This is a genomic window from Vibrio sp. ED002 (assembly GCF_023277445.1).
GTDB classification, from domain to species: domain Bacteria; phylum Pseudomonadota; class Gammaproteobacteria; order Enterobacterales; family Vibrionaceae; genus Vibrio; species Vibrio jasicida.
Genome location: NZ_CP080238.1, coordinates 3247266 through 3266182, shown reverse-complemented (window position 1 = coordinate 3266182; position 18917 = coordinate 3247266). Strand labels below are relative to the sequence as shown.

The following is an 18917-nucleotide window of genomic DNA, read 5'->3' as shown; positions in this document are numbered from 1 at the left end:
TATGCGCTATGGATAGAGAGTAATATCCGAGGATCTTGCTATTTTACCCTATCCATAAAACACAAAAAGACCGCAGCCCAATTGGGCGCGATCTTTTCTCATTAACCGCACATTCGTAAATTAACGAATGATGCCACGTTCCGTTGTTTCCAGAATGTCTGAGAAACGTTTTACTGCTGGCCACTCTTGTGCCATTTCAGCAAGGATCGGTTTCACTTCTTCTAGCGTTTTACCTGAGCGGTAAAGCTCTTTGTACGCTTTTTGCAATGCACGGATTTCTGGTTTTTCAAAACCGTTACGCTTCAAACCAACCAAGTTCAAACCAAATGGTGTCGCATGGTTACCTTGTGCAAGTACGTAAGCTGGTACATCCTGAACAACTGCAGAACAGCCGCCAACGTAAGCGTAAGCACCTACCGTACAGAATGGGTGAATCGCAGAAAGTGCCATAACGCCGGCATGGTCATCAACCGTTACGTGACCGCCAAGAATCGCGTTGTTGCCAATGTGAGTATGGTTACCAACGATAACATCGTGAGCAATGTGCGCGTTAACACACAGCAAGTTATCATCACCAATCACAGTGGTTGCTTTGTCTTGGACAGTGCCACGATGAACCTGAACCGCTTCACGAATCACGTTGCGGTCACCGATAACCACTGTTGTATCTTCGCCACCGTACTTCTTATCTTGGTTTTCTTCACCAATGACAGCATGTGGGAAAATGCGGTTGTCTTTACCAATTGTGGTGTGACCTTTGATCACTACGTGAGACATCACTTCCGTACCTTCACCGATCTCTACCGTTGAGGTGATGTAAGTGAATGGACCAACAGTCACGTTAGCGCCAATTTTCGCGCCTTCTTCTACCACCGCAGCTGGGTGGATTTTAGCGGTATCATGAATCATATTAAAACTCTCGACGAGCACACTTCAGCTCTGCTGAACATACTACTTCGCCGTCAACCTTCGCTACACCTTTGAATGCAGCAATGCCGCGACGCTCTTTCAAAAATTCTACTTCAATAATCATTTGGTCGCCTGGTACTACTGGTTTACGGAATTTTGCACCGTCAACACTTGCGAAGTAGTACAGCTCATTTTCAGTTGGCGCACCAAATGATTTAAATGCAAGTAAGCCTGTCGCCTGCGCCATCGCTTCCAGAATAAGAACACCTGGGAAGACTGGCAATTGTGGAAAGTGACCTGTGAACTGAGGTTCGTTAACCGACACGTTTTTAATCGCGTGAAGGTACTTCTCTTCTTGGAAGTCAATCACTCGGTCGATCAGTAAGAATGGGTAGCGATGAGGTAGTAGCTCTTGAATTTCAGAGATGTTCATCGTTTTCTTTTCAGTAGTCAAAGTCGTCTTCCTATATCAATACTCAACAACCAAGATGGCAAGGCAGCGGCAAAAGCCACTTAATCAGGAAATACCTGCAAAGTGTATACCAGCTTGGTGATAAATCTACTTATAGCGCGTCATTATAGAAGAAAAAGACCCGCATTTCGCGAGTCTTTGTTCAGAATTATGGAACTAAGATTCTTCTTTCGGTTCCAGCTGCTTCTCAACAGCTTTCAGGCGTTTGTTCATATCGTCAATGCGATGAACTCGAGTTGCAGTCTTACGCCACTCTCGGTTCGTTTGCAGTGGAATACCTGACGAATACAAGCCTTTCTCTTCGATACTGCGCATAACCATGCCCATACCGGTGATAGCTACGCCATCTGCAATCGTAATATGTCCGTTAAGAACCGACGCGCCGCCGATCTGGCAGTATTTACCAATTTTGGTACTGCCAGCGACAATAGTACCACCTGGCATCACGGTACCATATCCGATCTGCACGTTATGAGCGATTTGAAGCTGGTTATCAAGAATCACGTTGTCTTCAATGATGGTGTCTTCAAGTGCACCACGGTCAATCGTGGTACATGCACCAATCTCAACACGATTACCGATGCGCACTGAACCAAGCTGAGGAATTTTGATCCACTCGCCTTTATCGTTCGCGTAACCGAAACCGTCTGAGCCGATGACTGTGCCAGATTGAACCAGACAGTCATCGCCAAGTGACACTTCATGATAGATAGTAACATTAGCCCAAAGCTTGGTGTTGTTGCCTAACTTTGCGTTTTTACCGATAAAACAGCCCGCACCAACAATAACGTTGTCGCCAAGCTCTACACCCGTTTCAATCACTGCATTTGCACCGACTGCTACGTTTGCACCCATCTTCACGTCTGCTGCAATCACGGCACTAGGTGCAATGTCTTCAGCAGGCTTCGGTGTGGTATCCATAGCTTGAACCACACGAGCAAAAGCTACATAAGGGTCAGCGACAACAAGCGCATTGCCTGTACACTGCTCTTTGTGCTCTTCCTTCACCATCACGACTGTCGCGAGACATTCAGCAAGGTGCTTTGCGTATTTTGGGTTAGACAAAAAGGTAACGTCACCTTCTTGTGCTTTATCCATTGGAGCTACACGGCTTACGACGAGTGACTCGTCACCAAACAGCTCTCCCCCGGTAATTGTCGCCAACTCGGCTAATGTTAATGTCTTCATAACTTCTTATTTTAGAGCTTTAATTACGTCTTCAGAGATGTTGTATTCTGGCTTACCGTACTGAAGAGAAGAAATATCGATTACCATATCGTAACCTTTCTTCGTTGCTACTTTCTTCACAGCATCTTGAATCGTTTTGAATAGCTTCGCTTTTTCTTCAGCTTCACGACGTGCGCTTGCTTTCTCTAGAGCTTGAGCTTTTACTTTGTACTCGCTGTCTAGTTTAGCGATGTCGATACGTAGCTTTTCAACTTCGTCTTGGCCTAGAAGTTGGCCATCACGCTGTAGCTTTTCAATCTTAGTCTTCGCTTTTGCTTGGATAGACTTCAGCTCGTCTGCCTTGCTCTTGAAGTCTTTCTGCATTTTTTGTAGAACCACTTCGCGCTGAGGAAGAGATTGGAAAACCTGAGCCGTGTTTACGTAGGCAATTTTCTGAGCAGCTTCAGCCGCGTTTGCAAACATTGAAGAGCTAAGTACAAGAAGGCCAATCCCAGCCGCTTTGATCATTTTATTCAAAATATTTTCCTCTTTAGAAGGTTCTACCGATAGTGAACGTGAAGAACTCTTCATCGTCGCCATCATATTTCTTAATTGGTTTCGCTAGTGAGAAGACTAGTGGCCCCATAGGAGACATCCATTGCAACGCCGCACCGTAAGATGAACGGTAGTTGGTTGGATCTGAGTAATCGTAGTAGTAACGGTCGCCGTATTCAGCACCTGAGCTACGGTAATCAAATTCGGTATCCCAAATACTCGCCATATCGAAGAAGATACTGGTACGAATCTGGTTACGAACTTCATCCGAAGCAAATGGTGTTGGTACGATCAACTCGATACTCGCCAGCGCTACCGCGTTACCACCAACAGAATCATCTGTTGCGGTGTCCGCACCGTTATTTGAGCCTGAGTAATCACGGTAAACCGCTTTTGGACCTACAGAGTTAGAGCCGAAACCACGTAGTGTTGTAAAACCACCTGCGTAGTAGTTTTCGTAGAATGGGAACAAGTTATCGTTACCATCCGTTTGACCATAACCGTTACCATAACCTAGACGACCACGGAACAAGAGCGTGAATTCATGCTTCTTAGTCAGTGGCACGTATTGACGAACATCATACTGCATCTTGAAGTATTGAACGTCAGAGCCAGGTACGGTCATCTTATAGAATGCACGTTGGTGGTTACCCGCTGTTGGGAAGTAGCCACGGTTTAGGTTGTTACGTGTCCATGAGATGTTGAAGTCAAAATCGTTTGTATTCAATGCGCCGCTAGAGTCGATATTGTCCGCTTGCGCTTGTAGGAACTGTTCTACCTGTAAGTAAGGCGACAAGTTACCGATCTTGTTGTGGGTATAACCAACACCAAACTCAAAACGGTTCAATTCGTCGAATGGGAAACCCCATGTCAAACTTGCACCGTAACTTTGGTTGGTATAGTCAACGATACCCGCTTCAGATGCTTCAAACTCATCATAGAAGATCTTACCACCCAAACTTACACCATCTAGGTTCCAGTAAGGGTCGCGGTAGTCCAAACTCACGTTTTTCTGGTAGTCGTTCATCATCGCGTTAATACCAACGCGATTACCACTACCGATAAAGTTGTCTTGTTGTAGACCAACTTGGAAGCTGACGCCTGATTCAGTACCGTAGCCGACACCAAAGTTAACGCTGCCTGAGTTTGCCTCTTTAACTGAGTAAACTAGGTCTACTTGGTCATCGCTGCCAGGTACACGTACAGTTTGTACTTCTACGTTTTCGAAGTAACCCAGACGGTTTAGACGCGTTTTACCCGTTTCAATCGATTTCGAGTTTAACCAGCTGCCTTCCATCTGACGCATCTCACGACGCAGTACTTCGTCTTTCGTAGAGTTGTTACCCGTGAAACGAATATCGCGTACGTAGATGCGGTTGCCTGGTTCTACGTTCACAACAAGTGATACTTGTTTGTTTTCGTCGTCGAACTCAGGAATGGTGTTAACTTGCGGGTAAGCGTAACCAGATTCACCAAGCACACGTTTGATACCTTCTTCCATCGAAGTCACACGAGAACCGTTGTACGTCTCGTTGTCTTCAAATGGAACCAGCTTTTCGAACGTTGCTTCTTCACCGATCAAATCACCACGGAATTTCACGTCCTTCACGGTGTACACGTCGCCTTCTTCAAGACCAAGCGTAATGTATACGCCTTTTTTGTCAGGAGAAATCGCCACTTGTGTCGAATCAACGTTAAATTTCAGATAACCGCGGTCAAGGTAGTAAGACTTCAGCGCTTCGATATCACCAGCAAGTACTTGCTTTTGGTATTTTTCGTCCGCTAGGAAGTTCCACCATGGCACGTCTACGTTTAGGTTGAAACGAGAAAGAAGGTCTTCATCAGAAAAGACTTCATTGCCGATAAAGTTGATTTGCTGAATTTTTGCCGATACACCTTCGGTGAAGACAAATTTCAGATCGGAACGGTTACGAGGCAATGGAGTAACAACCGCTTTTACGGTCGCGTTGTATTTACCAACGCTGTAGTAAAAGTCTTCCAAACCTTTTTCGATGTTGCTTAGCGTAGTACGGTCAAGCGCTTCACCTTCGCGAACACCAGAAGCGTTCAGGTTTTCTTGTAGCTGCTCATCCTTGATTGCTTTGTTGCCTGAGAATGAGATGCTAGCAATCGTTGGGCGTTCTTTCACTTGAACAACCAACACATCACCGTTGCGCAGTACTTTTACATCTTCAAAGTTACCCGATGCGTACAGTGCACGAATGATCTCAGCAACATCGCCTTGGTCAACAGTATCGCCGACACGTACAGGCATCTTCAGCAACGCAGCACCCAGTGCCACACGTTGCAATCCATCGATCTCAATATCTTGAACTACAAAGTTCTGTGCTCCGTTTGCAGATACACTGGTCGCCAGTAAACTTGCAAACAGAATTCGCTTAATCGCCATACTTGTTCTAATTATTCCTTGCTACTGCTTTTGTCTCTGAACTATCACAGACGAGTAAAATCATTAAATAGCGCTAACGCCATGAGCGAGAAGATAATCGCACCACCAATTCGATAACCCATTTCCTGTACCTTTTCAGGTACTGGGCGTCGGATAACGGCTTCGATTGCAAAAAATAGCAAATGACCACCATCCAACATTGGTAAAGGAACGAGGTTGATAATACCTAGGTTAACACTAATTAGTGCGAGAAAACCTAAAAAGTAAACCAGACCGTAGTCTGCCGTCGCCCCTGCTCCTTTGGCGATTGAAATTGGCCCACTCAGATTGTTCAGACCAACATCACCTACAATCAGTTTCTTAAGCATGCTGATTGTAAGTCCAATAACTTGACCAGTTTTGTCAATCGCTTTGCCAATAGACTCGAATACACCAAACTGTAATTCGAAGCGATAACTTTCTGGCCATTCTGCGACTTCAGGTGCGATACCCGCAAAACCAACCACTTGTTTGTTAGCTAGCTCACGGCGACCTGGAGTCAACGTCAATGATTGCTCATCACCCTGACGTAACACCGTCAGGTCAATTGGCGTTTCTGGGTTAGAACGAATGGCTTCAACCACTTCATTCCAGTTAGAAATCTTTTTGCCGTTGATCGCGACAATCTTGTCACCAGCCAGTAAACCCGCCTTTTCACCCGCAGCGCCTTCACTTACTTGCGCTAACTCCGTGTATATCTCTGGAGTGAACGGCGTAAAACCAAGTGAATGCATTGCTGATTGAGTTTCGGGATCAAATTTCCAATCACGGATATCAAGGGTTTTGGTCACTTCAGAGCCCACTTCATTCGATGAAGTTAAGGTCACTGTCATTGAATCATCGCCAATATGAGAGATTAAACCCATGTTGACTGATTCCCAATCCGGAGTTTTGATGCCTGAGATAGATTTTAGTTCCATCCCTGTTTCAATTCCTGCCTGAGCAACGATTGAATTGGGCGTAACTTCACCAATTACAGGTTTAACCGCTGGCACACCAATCAGGAAAACTAACCAATACGCAACGATCGCGAACAGGAAGTTGAAAATAGGACCCGCCGCAACAATTGATGTGCGCTTCCACAACGGCTTTTGATCAAACGCCATGTGCTTTTCGTTTTCAGGTACTTCATCAACACGGCTATCCACCATTTTGACGTAGCCACCCAATGGGATCATTGAAATGCTGTACTCAGTGCCATCTTTGCCTACCTTGCTCCAGATAGACTTACCAAAACCGATTGAGAATTTCTCAACCTTGACACCACAACGGCGAGCAACCCAAAAGTGACCAAATTCGTGCACAGCCACCAAGATGCCCAATGCAACGATAAAAGAAACCAAATTCCACAAAATACCAGTCATTAGCTACGCTCGCGTAAAAATTCTAAGGCGATAGTTCGTGCCATTCTATCTAGCTCTATCAAGCTTTCCAAGCTATTCACATTCTCACTTTTATGGCTTGCAGTTATTTTGTTCAAAACTGACTCATTGATGCGAGCGATATCTGTGAAACCAAGTCGATTATTTAGGAAAGCATCAACGGCAACTTCGTTCGCTGCATTCAGAGCCGTTGTGGCATGTTGGCCTTCGTAGCACGCATCGATAGCCAGCTTCAAACACGGATAGCGTGCAAAATCTGGCTGAAGGAATGTCAATTCACCTACTTGAGTAAAATCTAACGGTTTCACTCCCGCATCCACACGGGATGGATATGACATGGTTAATGCAATCGGGGTTGCCATATCTGGCTCTCCCATTTGCGCCAGTACAGAACCATCGCGGTATTGAACCATGGAATGAATGACAGACTGAGGGTGAATGATCACTTTCAGTTGTTCACGAGCGGCGTTAAATAGCCATTTTGCTTCAATGTACTCAAGGCCTTTGTTCATCATGGTTGCAGAATCAACCGAGATTTTTGGCCCCATTGACCAGTTAGGATGAGCAATCGCTTGTGCTGGTGTCACTTTATCTAACTCTGCAATGTCGGTATAGCGGAATGGACCACCAGAACCAGTCAGCAGGATCGAGGAAATGCCATGCTCTTCTAAGTTGCAACGGCCTAGATTAGTTTGAACTTGTTGTGGTAGGCACTGGAAAATCGCATTGTGCTCACTGTCTACAGGAAGTAACTCTGCGCCATGTTCTTCAACTGCGTCAATGAACAGTTGACCAGACATCACAAGTGCTTCTTTGTTTGCCAGTAGCACACGCTTGCCCGCTTTTACCGCTGCCATTGTTGGCAACAGACCTGCAGCACCCACTATTGCCGCCATTACGCTATCGACTTCTTCCAGTGCAGAAACATGACAAAGTGCATCAACACCACCTAATACTTCAGTCTTTGGCGAGATTGAAGCTAGCTCAGCGCTTAATGCCACTGCCGCAGCCTTATCCGCCATAACAGCGTATTTTGGTTGCCATTTGCGGCAAAGTGCGACCATCTTTTCAACGTTAGTGCTGGCCGCTAATGCGACGATAGAAAACAGCTCAGGATTTTGTTCAACCACTTTTAGTGTGCTTGCACCGATTGAGCCTGTTGCACCAAGAATCGTTAACTTTTGCATGATGTAAGACCGTTAGAAAAACTCAGGAACGACGATGCCGCTCCCGATTAAATTAGAATACGTAGTAAAGAAGAGCAAATACTGGGAATGCAGCGGTAAGGCTATCGACACGATCTAGGATACCGCCGTGACCTGGAATGATGTTGCTGCTGTCTTTGATGCCTGACACACGTTTGAACATGCTTTCAACCAAATCACCAAGCACAGAAATCACGACAGTAACCAATGTGATAACCACCATGTGAATTGGACTAGTAAATTGGATATCAAACCAACCGGCGAACAACCAGCCAACAATCAATGCTGCGATAATGCCGCCAATCAAGCCTTCTATCGTCTTGTTTGGGCTCACATGAGGCGCCATTTTTCGCTTACCCATGCTTTTACCAGCAAAGTAAGCACCGCTATCAGCAGCCCATACCAAGAAGCAAACATACAGCACAAGTTTTGCGCCGTGGTATGGATCTACTGCAAAATCAGAAGCCCTAAGAATGATCACACTCCACAAGAAAGGGATCAACGTAAGGAAACCAAATACATGGCGCAACACTTTACTGCTTTGCCATAAATTAATGGTTTTAGGGTAAGTAATTGCCATTCCACTTGCGATAATCCACCAAGCAAAACCGAGTGCTAAAACGGTGTAATGCGGAGCTGCCAGTTGGTTAAGGCTTGCTGCATCAGGCGAAATGAATAGAAAACTAAGTCCGGTAACAACGGCAGCCGGAACAAGGGCAGCAATGCGAGATTTGCTTTCTGTAAACTGAGTCCACTCCCAAAAACCTAATAGGGTTATCGCGGTCAATGCGATGATAAAGCCCATTAGTGGTAACTTAAAAATACCTAAAATAACCAGGGGAGCTAAAATTAGTGCTGTTATTATTCTCTGTTTCAAACTAACTAGTCCTTATTGAGCAGCCATCAATGCCTTCACTTGTTCACCAGTACAACCAAAACGACGCTCTCGGTTGATAAACCAAGTCACAGCCTCTACTAAGCTGTCTTCATCGAATTCAGGCCAGTACTCAGGAGTAAAGTACATTTCAGCATAAGCCATTTGCCACAGCATGAAGTTACTGATGCGACACTCACCACTAGTACGAATCAATAGATCGACTTCTGGTAGATCAGCCATAGTCAGATGCTGGGTAATCAACTGCTCATTGATATCCTCTACACGGATCTCACCGTTACGCGCTTTTAACGCTAACGATTTGGCCGCCTCTGTGATGTCCCACTTGCCACCATAGTTGGCTGCAATGTTAATCACCATCCCCGTGTTGCTGGCAGTTAGAGCTTCCGCTTCAAGAATTTTACCTTGTAAGCGTTCACTAAAACGGCTGGTATCGCCAATGACACGTAGGCGTAAGTTGTTTTTGTGCAGCTTTTTCACTTCACTCGATAAGACAGAAATGAACAGCTCCATTAAAAGGCCGACTTCTTCTTCTGGACGACGCCAGTTTTCGCTGCTGAAAGCGAACAAAGTCATGGCTTTGATGCCAAGCTTGGAAGCGGCTGCAACGGTCTTACGAACGGCGTTTACGCCCTTTTTATGACCGAATACACGAGGCTTTCCTTTGGACTTAGCCCAACGACCATTACCGTCCATAATGATGGCAATATGTTTAGGAAGGGAATCAGAGAAGGCTTGAGAATTTTGCATAGGGAGTTAATTGAGTTCCATCAGTTGGATAGACTAACACAAAAAAACGCTGAGCTGTGAGCACAGCGTTTTCCAACAGTGATGTGGATGGGAGTATTAAACTTCCATCAACTCTTTTTCTTTTGCAGCAAGAACGTCGTCGATCTTCTTAACTGCTACATCAGTCAATTTTTGAATTTCGTCTTGTGCTTTACGATCTTCGTCTTCAGAGATTTCTTTATCTTTTAGAAGACCTTTTAGGTCGCTGTTTGCGTCACGACGAATGTTACGAACAGCAACACGTGCGCCTTCAGCTTCACCACGAACGATCTTAACTAGGTCTTTACGACGCTCTTCTGTTAGCGGTGGAAGTGGAACGCGGATGATTGTGCCAGCAGACATTGGGTTTAGGCCAAGGTCAGACATCATGATCGCTTTTTCAACTTTTTGAGTTAGTTCTTTGTCGAAAACTGTGATTGCTAGAGTACGAGCGTCTTCAGCAACAACGTTAGCGATTTGGTTAAGAGGAGTAGCTGCGCCGTAGTATTCTACAGAGATGCCAGATAGTAGGCTTGGGTGTGCGCGGCCAGTACGAACTTTTGAAAGGTTGTTCTTTAGCGCTTCAACGCTTTTGTCCATGCGCTCTTGCGCGTCTTTATTGATTTCGTTAATCACGGTTTCACCTTAAAAATGTCATCTTTCATGAAGAAAGCTTAAAGGGCTTAAGCAAAGCCAAACGCCATCCAATGTCTCTTGTTGAATGGCGCTGAGATTTACGCGTCAGCGCAGATCAACGTGCCTTCAGCTTCGCCCATTACCACGCGACGTAGTGCGCCTGGCTTATTCATGTTAAATACGCGGATTGGCATTTTGTGGTCACGAGCAAGTGTGAACGCAGCCAAGTCCATCACTTTCAATTCTTTATCCAGAATTTCAGTGTAAGATAGCTTATCATACAGCTCTGCGTCTGGGTTTGCTACTGGGTCAGCAGTAAATACACCATCAACTTTTGTCGCTTTTAGAACTACGTCAGCTTCGATTTCGATACCACGTAGACAAGCCGCTGAATCTGTTGTGAAGAATGGGTTACCTGTACCTGCCGAGAAGATTACTACACGGCCTTGGCGAAGTTCACGGATAGCGTCTGCCCAATTGTAATCGTCACACACACCCTTTAGAGGAATTGCAGACATTACGCGAGCATTTACGTATGCGCGGTGAAGTGCGTCACGCATTGCTAGACCGTTCATTACTGTTGCTAGCATACCCATGTGGTCACCCACAACGCGGTTCATGCCCGCTTCAGCCAGACCAGCACCACGGAATAGGTTACCACCACCGATTACCACACCAACTTGAACACCCAGTTCAACCAGCTCCTTAACTTCTTGAGCCATACGGTCAAGAACCGCAGGGTCAATACCGAAACCTTCTTCGCCTTGAAGAGCTTCACCACTCAGTTTTAATAGAATACGTTGATACGCTGGTTTAGGGTTCGTAGTCATGGAGTTTACCTTCCAAAAGAGAGTTGTTGATTAACAGTCATGAATAGACACAAGATGACTTATAGCTATTCATCACGGCTAAGTTTCGCCGCTCTTTTCGTAAAAAGACCGCAGCCAAGGCTACGGTCTAATATTTGCTCTATACGCTAAGGATTAACCTTTTTGTACCGCAGCAACTTCTTCAGCAAAGCTCATTTCTGCAGCTTTTTCGATGCCTTCACCTACTTCTAGACGAACGAAAGTAGATACAGATGCACCTTTTTCTTTCAGCATTTCACCTACAGTTTTCTTAGGTTCCATGATGAATGCTTGACCAGTTAGAGAGATCTCGCCAGTGAATTTCTTCATGCGGCCAATAACCATCTTCTCAGCGATCTCTTGAGGCTTGCCTTCGTTCATAGCGATTTCAACTTGAACTTCTTTCTCTTTAGCAACTACGTCAGCTGGTACGTCTTCTGGGTTAACGAACTCAGGACGAGAAGCAGCAACGTGCATAGAAACGTGCTTAAGAGTTTCAGCATCGCCTTCACCAGCAACAACAACACCGATTTTCTCACCGTGACGGTAAGAAGCGATTGCATTACCTTGAACGTAAGCAACGCGACGGATGTTGATGTTTTCACCGATTTTTGCAACTAGTGCAACGCGAGTTTCTTCGAATTGAGCTTGAAGCTCTTCAACAGAAGCTTTAGAAGCTAGTGCTGCAACTGCAACGTCTTCAGCGAATGCAGTAAAGCTAGCGTCTTTTGCTACGAAGTCAGTTTGACAGTTAACTTCAAGAAGAACAGCTACGCCGTTTTCTTCTTTGATGATGATTGCGCCTTCAGCTGCAACGTTACCAGCTTTTTTAGCTGCTTTCGCTGCGCCAGATTTACGCATGTTTTCAATTGCTAGTTCGATGTCAGCGTTTGCTTCTACAAGCGCTTTCTTACATTCCATCATGCCAGCGCCAGTGCGCTCGCGAAGTTCTTTAACTAGAGCAGCAGTTACAGTTGCCATTCTCTATTCCTCGTTTGATTCGAAATAAGGTAAAAAACAGGGGCCTACATTGTCGGCCCCCATTGCTAACTATAACTCAGTCTATGCTACAACAAGGTTTCACATAGACTAAGTGTGACGCAGAGCCGCTATTATTCAGCTTCTACGAAACCGTCTTTTTCAGCAACTACTGCAACGTCTTTGTTGCGACCTTCAGTTACTGCAGATGCAACAGCGTTTAGGTATAGTTGAACTGCGCGGATCGCGTCGTCGTTACCTGGGATGATGTAGTCAACGCCGTCTGGGTTAGAGTTAGTATCTACCACAGCGTATACTGGAATACCTAGGTTGTTAGCTTCTTTAATTGCAATGTGCTCGTGATCAGCGTCGATTACGAATAGAGCGTCTGGTAGGCCGCCCATATCTTTGATACCACCAAGAGATTTCTCTAGCTTCTCCATTTCACGAGTACGCATTAGAGCTTCTTTCTTAGTTAGTTTTTCGAAAGTACCGTCTTGTGCTTGTGCTTCGAAATCTTTTAGACGCTTGATAGACTGACGAACTGTTTTGTAGTTCGTTAGCATGCCGCCCAACCAACGGTTGTTAACGTAGTATTGGTTGCTTGCGATTGCAGCTTCTTTAACAGCTTCAGATGCAGCGCGCTTAGTACCTACGAATAGAACTTTACCTTTCTTCTCGCCAACTTTAGCTAGTTCAGCTAGAGCTTCGTTGAACATTGGTACAGTTTTTTCTAGGTTGATGATGTGAACGCGGTTACGAGCACCAAAGATGAATGGCTTCATTTTTGGGTTCCAGTAACGAGTTTGGTGACCGAAGTGAACACCAGCTTTCAGCATATCGCGCATTGATACAGTTGCCATTTTAAAATCCTCTATGGGGTTAGGCCTCCACATCCCCCATAATTCCGACCAAGCTTCTGCTCAGCACCCCGGAACATGTGACGGAATGTGTGTGATTTAAAGATAAAAGTTAATTGGAAGAAGCTTGCTTCGCTACTCTTCTAATGGAAAGTAAAGAGAACAGTCCTCGATTCCGGCGCGCTTTATACCATATTTTAGCCTAAGATGGCTAGTAAAAATTGTTTCTTACACTTCTTACCCCCATTGCATGACCACCCTACTCTTCACCAAATTCCATCACTACACTTTAAGTAAGAATGACTCATATTCTTAACTGGCTTGGGTTAAGCAAGGGTTGTCTGATAGAATGCGCGCATTCGCACGTTTACGTGCTTACGAATAAGTAGAGAAAGCCAATGTCAATCAAGATTAAAACTGCTGAAGAAATCGAACGCATGCGTATTGCGGGCAAGCTAGCCGCAGACACTCTAGAAATGATCGAACCGCACATCAAGGCGGGTGTGACGACAGAAGAATTAAACAAAATCTGTCACGATTACGCTCTAGAGCGAGGCGCTTACTCTGCACCGCTTGATTACCATGGATTCCCTAAATCAATCTGTACGTCAATCAACCACATCGTTTGTCACGGCATCCCTGCGACAGAAGATGAAAAAGGTGCAAATGGCCAAATGAAGCCAGCGGTACTTAAAGATGGTGACATCATTAACGTTGATATCACGGTTATCGTGCCTAACGATGAAAACGCAGATCTAAGCGTTCGTCCACAAGGCTACCACGGCGACACTTCTAAGATGTTCCTAGTTGGTGATGTATCTCCAGCAAACAAACGTTTGTGTATGGTTGCTCAAGAGTCTCTGTACATTGGTATGCGTCAAGTTAAGCCTGGTGCAACAGTTGGTGATATCGGTACAGCAATCGAGAAGTACATCAAAGAGAACAACAAGAACAACCCACGCAACAAGTTCTCTATCGTGAAAGACTTCTGCGGTCACGGCATCGGTGATGAGTTCCACGAAGAGCCACAAGTGGTTCACTACAAGAACAAAGACCGTCGCGTACTAAAAGAAGGCATGTGTTTTACTATCGAGCCAATGATCAACGCAGGTAAGTTTGGCTGTACAGTCGACGCACAAGACGATTGGACGGTATACACTGGCGATGGTAAAAACTCGGCACAGTGGGAACACACCATTGTGGTGACGAAAGACGGTTGTGAAGTGCTGACGCTTCGTAGCGACGACACGATTCCTCGTTTAATGAAAAACGCATAATCGCATATCACTTTCCTTATCCCCGCCCATGCGGGGATATTTTTTATCTGCTTCAAATTTGTTAGATTGCTTACAGTAGCAAGTTGCACGGATAGCAAATATGACTCTTCAGTCCCCTCTTTCGTTTACCGATGAACAGATCAACATCGCTGAACTTAAGCAAGAACTCGAAAAATTCAGTTCATTCCAAAAACAAGAATTTCTTAACCACCATCCGGTCACCAATTTGGTGTTGTCACGCGCTGAGTACATGGACTTACTCCTCAGCCGTTTGTGGCAACACTTTGGCTTCAAAGACATCCATAATATATCGCTGGTTGCAGTAGGTGGTTATGGCCGTGGTGAGTTACACCCCCTTTCTGATATCGACATTTTGATTTTGTCGAACAACAAATTACCGAACGCCCTTGAAGCTAAAATCAGTGAATTCATTACCCTACTTTGGGATTTGCGCCTCGAAGTCGGTCATGCCGTTCGAACTGTTGCTGAATGTGCGGAAATTGGCCGAGCGGATTTAACTGTTGCAACCAACCTACAGGAAGCTCGTTTGTTGTGTGGTAGTGAAGACACTTTCCAAGCGTTGAAGAAAGTGGTGCTATCCGACTCTTTCTGGCCAAGTGAAACCTTTTACCGCGCCAAGATTCAAGAACAACGTGAGCGCCATGCTCGTTACCATGACACCACCTACAACCTTGAACCTGACATCAAGTCAACCCCAGGCGGTCTACGGGATATTCACACTTTAAGTTGGGTAGCACGTCGTCACTTTGGTGCGACTTCATTGCTGGAAATGAGCCGCTATGGCTTTCTTACCGACGCAGAATACCGTGAGTTGGTTGAGTGTCAGGATTTCTTATGGCGAGTCCGTTTTGCTCTGCATATTGAACTACGCCGTTATGACAACCGTTTAACGTTCGGACATCAAGCACAAGTGGCTGAACATTTGGGCTATGTCGGCGAAGGTAACCGCGGCGTCGAAATGATGATGAAAGAGTTCTACCGTACGCTTAGACGTGTAGCAGAGCTTAATAAAATGCTTCTCAAGCTGTTTGATCAAGCGATCATCAACGGTGGTGCCTCTGCAGATGCCGAAATCATTGATGAGGATTTCCAACGCCGTGGTTCACTGATCGAGGCTCGCAAACCCGCGCTGTTCCAAGCTCGTCCTGAAACCATTTTGGATATGTTCCTGCACATCGCCAATGATTCGAGCATCGAAGGCGTGAGCCCTCCTACGTTGCGTCAGTTGCGTACTGCGCGTCGTCGCTTAAACAAGTTCTTGCACACTATTCCTGAAGCGCGTGAAAAGTTTATGGCACTGTGTCGTCATCCAAATGCGCTGCATAAGGCGTTCAGTCTGATGCACAAACTTGGTGTACTGGCGGCGTATCTTCCGCAATGGAGCCAAATTGTCGGTCAGATGCAATTTGATTTGTTCCATGTTTATACCGTGGATGAACACAGCATTCGCCTACTCAAACACATCAATACTTTTAGCTACGCAGAAAACCACAGCAAGCACCCGATTTGTTGTGAAGTTTACCCTCGTATTCAAAAGAAAGAATTGCTGATTCTGGCCGCGATTTTCCATGATATCGGTAAAGGGCGTGGTGGCGATCACTCCGTTATTGGTGAAGGTGAAGCGTATGATTTTTGTATTGAGCACGGCCTATCTAAACCTGAAGCGAAATTGGTAAGTTGGCTAGTAAGGCATCACTTACTGATGTCTGTGACCGCTCAGCGACGCGATATATACGATCCAGACGTCATCACTGAGTTTGCGAAACAAGTACGTGATGAAGAGTATCTTGAGTACCTCGTATGCCTGACTGTTGCCGATATCTGTGCGACTAACCCAGAGCTTTGGAATAGCTGGAAGCGTACCCTGCTCGCGGAGTTGTTCTACTCAACTCAGCGCGCGTTGCGTCGCGGCTTGGAGAACCCTGTGGATGTTCGTGAACGTATACGCCACAACCAGCAAATGGCGTCAGCGCTACTGCGTAAAGAGGGTTTCTCGGCACGCGAGATCGAGGTGCTTTGGCAACGCTTTAAAGCCGACTACTTTTTGCGTCATACCCATAAACAAATTGCTTGGCATTGTGAGAACTTGCTGCGTATGGAAGACGCAAGTAAACCACTGGTTCTGATCAGCAAAAAAGCCACGCGTGGTGGTACCGAAGTGTTCGTCTACTGCCCAGACCAACCAGCCCTATTCGCGACGGTGGTTGCAGAGCTCGATCGTCGTAATTTTAACGTTCATGACGCGCAGATCATGACCAGTAAAGATGGCTATGTACTCGATACCTTTATGGTGCTAGATCAACACGGTAAAGCAATTGAAGAAGGTCGTCATGGCGCTGTCACCAAGCACATTACTCACGTATTGGAAGATGGTCGTCCGACAAAAATCAAAACACGTCGTACACCAAATAAACTTCAGCACTTTAACGTCAAAACCAAGGTCGACTTCCTACCAACTAAGAGCAAGAAACGCACTTTAATGGAGTTCGTGGCACTTGATACGCCTGGGCTTCTCGCCAAAGTGGGGCGTACGTTTGCAGACTTAGGCATTAACTTACACGCCGCTAAGATCACCACAATTGGAGAACGTGCAGAAGATTTGTTTATCCTCACAAGTGATGCTGGTGGTCGTTTGAGTGATGAACAACAAGACGAATTGCGCGAGAAGCTGATTGAAAAGTTGTCCGATTCTGTTTCTGCGTAAAAGCGATTAAGCAATAAAACCGTGGGCAAGAACCAGAGCGATCTTGCCCACAAGTTGAGCAATTTGACTAAATATCAGCTATCTAGCTCATAAATGGGCTGCTACAGTTATACGGAAAACTTATTCTAGTTATGAGACAGAGGTAGCCTATGTATCCCCACCTCACTGGTTTGGGTATCCACGAACCAAAACAAATTGAACGTTACTCCCTACGCCAAGAAGCACACAAAGACGTCCTCAAAATATACTTCCACAAACAAAAAGGCGAATTCTTTGCCAAAAGCGTTAAATTCAAATATCCACGCCAAGTAAAGAACGTCTTGGTCGACAGCGGCAGCCATAAGTACAAAGAAATTACTGAAATCAATCGTAACTTAACTCTAGTCATCGACGAATTAAACAAGATAACTAAACCGGTAAAAACCGCAGAAGTGGACGTGAAGCAGAAGATTCTGTCCGATCTTCGTCATCTGGAAAAAGTGGTTTCGAGTAAAATCGCCGAGATCGAAGCGGATCTAGAAAAACTGAAATAAAACGTTAAGAACTAAACAATTTAAAAGGGGTTGGTATAGATACCACCCCCTTTCTTTTTGATTGAATCAAAGCGGAGCTCATCAAACTAACGGCTTATTGCACCAATGATTCATCCCACTCGAATCGTGCAAACAATTTTTGCCACGTTTCATCAATACCCGCTTTCATTACGATTTCTTGCTCGGTAAATGGGTGGACAAAACGTAACTCCGACGCGTGCAGCAACAAACGGTGAGAATCAAACTCTGTACGATACAACTTGTTATGTTTACCATCACCATGGCTGGTGTCACCGACGATAGGATGACGTAGGTGGGCCATGTGGCGACGCAGCTGATGCTTACGCCCTGTCTTTGGCTGCATTTCCATCAAGCAATAGCGAGTGGTTGGGAACTTACCTGTTGAATACGGCACCTCAACTTTCGCTAACGGTTTGTAGGCTGTCACTGCATCCTGCGCTTCTTTCTCTTGCGAAGCGAACTTATCGGCAATTTTATCCAGCTCAACTTTTAGCGCGTAATCGAGAACACCTTCTTCTTCGATCCAGCCGCGAACGATCGCGTGATAGGTTTTCTCCATCTTATGTTCAGCAAACATCGGCATCACTTGCGATGCAACTTCACTCGACAATGCAAACACAAGCACACCAGACGTCGGACGATCCAGACGGTGCAAAGGAAACACATGTTGGCCAATTTGGTCGCGCAGCGTTTGCATCACGAAAACTGTTTCGTGTTTATCTAACCAGCTGCGGTGCACCAACATACCTGCAGGCTTATTTACTGCAACAAAGTACTCATCCTGATAAACGATCTCCAATTCCACTGGAGTAACAACTTGTGATGTTTCTTGTTCTGACATTGAGATTACTTACATAGTTCGTCGATGGTTCGGATGGTTACAAGTAGCTCAGCATAATGTGGTTCTTGCTTCCAAGCTTCCGCGAAATACGGTTCGATAGAAAAGCCACGCGGCAAAGGCTGGTTACTTTCCACTAACGCGCGCATACGTGCAATAAAAATCCATTGTAACCACTCGTGGGGATGCAGCGTATCAATCGCGAAAGGTTCTGTGCTCTGTAACGCTTCTGTCGTAGGCATGGTTTGTTGCCACAGCTCATAGTGCTGTAATTGCGCTTCAAGTTGTTGAAGTAAGTCGACCAATTGGATGTTTGTTGCCATTAATTCCGTCTCGAACCTTGAATTAGCCGAGAATGATACCATTTCTTGTGAAAAGAACATTAGGATGTCGTATTTA

At 45.5% G+C, this 18917-nt stretch carries 18 protein-coding genes; 3 read left to right on the top strand and 15 right to left on the bottom strand.

Annotated elements, in window-relative coordinates:
* Positions 1-120: 120 nt before the first annotated feature.
* The 13 genes from lpxA to rpsB all read right to left on the bottom strand — a co-directional run bounded on the left by lpxA (position 121) and on the right by rpsB (position 13127).
* Positions 121-909, bottom strand: coding sequence for an acyl-ACP--UDP-N-acetylglucosamine O-acyltransferase (gene lpxA, locus ITG12_RS15200; RefSeq protein WP_248873189.1), 789 nt, complete (start codon positions 907-909; stop codon positions 121-123).
* Between the two features lies 1 nt (position 910).
* Positions 911-1363 carry a 3-hydroxyacyl-ACP dehydratase FabZ gene (fabZ, locus tag ITG12_RS15195; protein ID WP_009707417.1) on the bottom strand — a complete coding sequence of 151 codons (453 nt, stop codon included), beginning with the start codon at positions 1361-1363 and terminating at the stop codon, positions 911-913.
* A gap of 174 nt (positions 1364-1537) precedes the next feature.
* Entirely contained in the window at positions 1538-2569 is a 1032-nt protein-coding gene (gene lpxD / locus ITG12_RS15190) for a UDP-3-O-(3-hydroxymyristoyl)glucosamine N-acyltransferase (RefSeq protein ID WP_039976967.1), read from the bottom strand.
* Positions 2570-2575: 6 nt separating this feature from the next.
* On the bottom strand, positions 2576-3085 hold the full coding sequence (locus ITG12_RS15185) for an OmpH family outer membrane protein (protein ID WP_038864801.1): 510 nt from the start codon (positions 3083-3085) through the stop codon (positions 2576-2578).
* A 13-nt stretch (positions 3086-3098) separates the two neighbouring features.
* Positions 3099-5513, bottom strand: a complete 2415-nt coding sequence (bamA, locus tag ITG12_RS15180; protein ID WP_038864709.1) for an outer membrane protein assembly factor BamA — start codon at positions 5511-5513, stop codon at positions 3099-3101.
* 44 nt (positions 5514-5557) lie between these two features.
* A complete protein-coding gene (gene rseP / locus ITG12_RS15175; protein ID WP_039976966.1) occupies positions 5558-6916 on the bottom strand; it encodes a sigma E protease regulator RseP in 1359 nt (452 codons plus the stop codon).
* Complete coding sequence (gene ispC, locus ITG12_RS15170) at positions 6916-8121, bottom strand: 1-deoxy-D-xylulose-5-phosphate reductoisomerase (protein WP_248873188.1); 1206 nt, start codon at positions 8119-8121, stop codon at positions 6916-6918. Before ispC ends, rseP begins: the two co-directional genes overlap by 1 nt.
* A 52-nt stretch (positions 8122-8173) precedes the next feature.
* Positions 8174-9016, bottom strand: a complete 843-nt coding sequence (locus ITG12_RS15165; RefSeq protein ID WP_042600057.1) for a phosphatidate cytidylyltransferase — start codon at positions 9014-9016, stop codon at positions 8174-8176.
* Positions 9017-9028: 12 nt separating this feature from the next.
* The gene (locus ITG12_RS15160) at positions 9029-9784 is read right to left on the bottom strand and encodes an isoprenyl transferase (RefSeq protein WP_042600058.1); all 756 of its coding nucleotides are present in this window, start codon (positions 9782-9784) and stop codon (positions 9029-9031) included.
* Between the two features lie 96 nt (positions 9785-9880).
* The gene (frr, locus tag ITG12_RS15155) at positions 9881-10438 is read right to left on the bottom strand and encodes a ribosome recycling factor (RefSeq protein WP_038864693.1); all 558 of its coding nucleotides are present in this window, start codon (positions 10436-10438) and stop codon (positions 9881-9883) included.
* Positions 10439-10536: 98 nt separating this feature from the next.
* Positions 10537-11268, bottom strand: a complete 732-nt coding sequence (pyrH, locus tag ITG12_RS15150) for a UMP kinase (protein WP_005436777.1) — start codon at positions 11266-11268, stop codon at positions 10537-10539.
* Between the two features lie 153 nt (positions 11269-11421).
* The gene (gene tsf / locus ITG12_RS15145; protein ID WP_038864691.1) at positions 11422-12267 is read right to left on the bottom strand and encodes a translation elongation factor Ts; all 846 of its coding nucleotides are present in this window, start codon (positions 12265-12267) and stop codon (positions 11422-11424) included.
* 131 nt (positions 12268-12398) lie between these two features.
* Positions 12399-13127, bottom strand: a complete 729-nt coding sequence (rpsB, locus tag ITG12_RS15140) for a 30S ribosomal protein S2 (RefSeq protein ID WP_038864690.1) — start codon at positions 13125-13127, stop codon at positions 12399-12401.
* Positions 13128-13522: 395 nt separating this feature from the next.
* On the opposite strand from rpsB, the gene map reads away from it, so the two are divergent.
* The 3 genes from map to ITG12_RS15125 all read left to right on the top strand — a co-directional run bounded on the left by map (position 13523) and on the right by ITG12_RS15125 (position 17659).
* A complete protein-coding gene (gene map, locus ITG12_RS15135; protein ID WP_038864689.1) occupies positions 13523-14401 on the top strand; it encodes a type I methionyl aminopeptidase in 879 nt (292 codons plus the stop codon).
* A gap of 100 nt (positions 14402-14501) precedes the next feature.
* Positions 14502-17126 (top strand): bifunctional uridylyltransferase/uridylyl-removing protein GlnD, encoded by a 2625-nt coding sequence (glnD, locus tag ITG12_RS15130; RefSeq protein ID WP_248873187.1) that lies wholly within the window; start codon positions 14502-14504, stop codon positions 17124-17126.
* A gap of 149 nt (positions 17127-17275) precedes the next feature.
* Positions 17276-17659, top strand: coding sequence for a DUF3461 family protein (locus tag ITG12_RS15125; protein WP_038864687.1), 384 nt, complete (start codon positions 17276-17278; stop codon positions 17657-17659).
* A gap of 94 nt (positions 17660-17753) precedes the next feature.
* On the opposite strand, the gene truC is transcribed toward ITG12_RS15125, so the two are convergent.
* Positions 17754-18521 (bottom strand): tRNA pseudouridine(65) synthase TruC, encoded by a 768-nt coding sequence (gene truC / locus ITG12_RS15120; protein ID WP_038879143.1) that lies wholly within the window; start codon positions 18519-18521, stop codon positions 17754-17756.
* Between the two features lie 5 nt (positions 18522-18526).
* Positions 18527-18841: a YqcC family protein gene (locus ITG12_RS15115; protein WP_038864800.1), complete on the bottom strand. Its 315-nt coding sequence runs from the start codon at positions 18839-18841 to the stop codon at positions 18527-18529.
* Positions 18842-18917: the final 76 nt, after the last annotated feature.

Coding starts and splice junctions, on each gene's coding strand:
- lpxA (WP_248873189.1), bottom strand. CDS start 909: ATGATTCATGATACCGCTAAAATCCACCCAGCTGCGGTGGTAGAAGAA.
- lpxD (WP_039976967.1), bottom strand. CDS start 2,569: ATGAAGACATTAACATTAGCCGAGTTGGCGACAATTACCGGGGGAGAG.
- bamA (WP_038864709.1), bottom strand. CDS start 5,513: ATGGCGATTAAGCGAATTCTGTTTGCAAGTTTACTGGCGACCAGTGTA.
- rseP (WP_039976966.1), bottom strand. CDS start 6,916: ATGACTGGTATTTTGTGGAATTTGGTTTCTTTTATCGTTGCATTGGGC.
- ispC (WP_248873188.1), bottom strand. CDS start 8,121: ATGCAAAAGTTAACGATTCTTGGTGCAACAGGCTCAATCGGTGCAAGC.
- ITG12_RS15160 (WP_042600058.1), bottom strand. CDS start 9,784: ATGCAAAATTCTCAAGCCTTCTCTGATTCCCTTCCTAAACATATTGCC.
- pyrH (WP_005436777.1), bottom strand. CDS start 11,268: ATGACTACGAACCCTAAACCAGCGTATCAACGTATTCTATTAAAACTG.
- tsf (WP_038864691.1), bottom strand. CDS start 12,267: ATGGCAACTGTAACTGCTGCTCTAGTTAAAGAACTTCGCGAGCGCACT.
- rpsB (WP_038864690.1), bottom strand. CDS start 13,127: ATGGCAACTGTATCAATGCGCGATATGCTGAAAGCTGGTGTTCACTTC.
- map (WP_038864689.1), top strand. CDS start 13,523: ATGTCAATCAAGATTAAAACTGCTGAAGAAATCGAACGCATGCGTATT.
- glnD (WP_248873187.1), top strand. CDS start 14,502: ATGACTCTTCAGTCCCCTCTTTCGTTTACCGATGAACAGATCAACATC.
- ITG12_RS15125 (WP_038864687.1), top strand. CDS start 17,276: ATGTATCCCCACCTCACTGGTTTGGGTATCCACGAACCAAAACAAATT.
- truC (WP_038879143.1), bottom strand. CDS start 18,521: ATGTCAGAACAAGAAACATCACAAGTTGTTACTCCAGTGGAATTGGAG.
- ITG12_RS15115 (WP_038864800.1), bottom strand. CDS start 18,841: ATGGCAACAAACATCCAATTGGTCGACTTACTTCAACAACTTGAAGCG.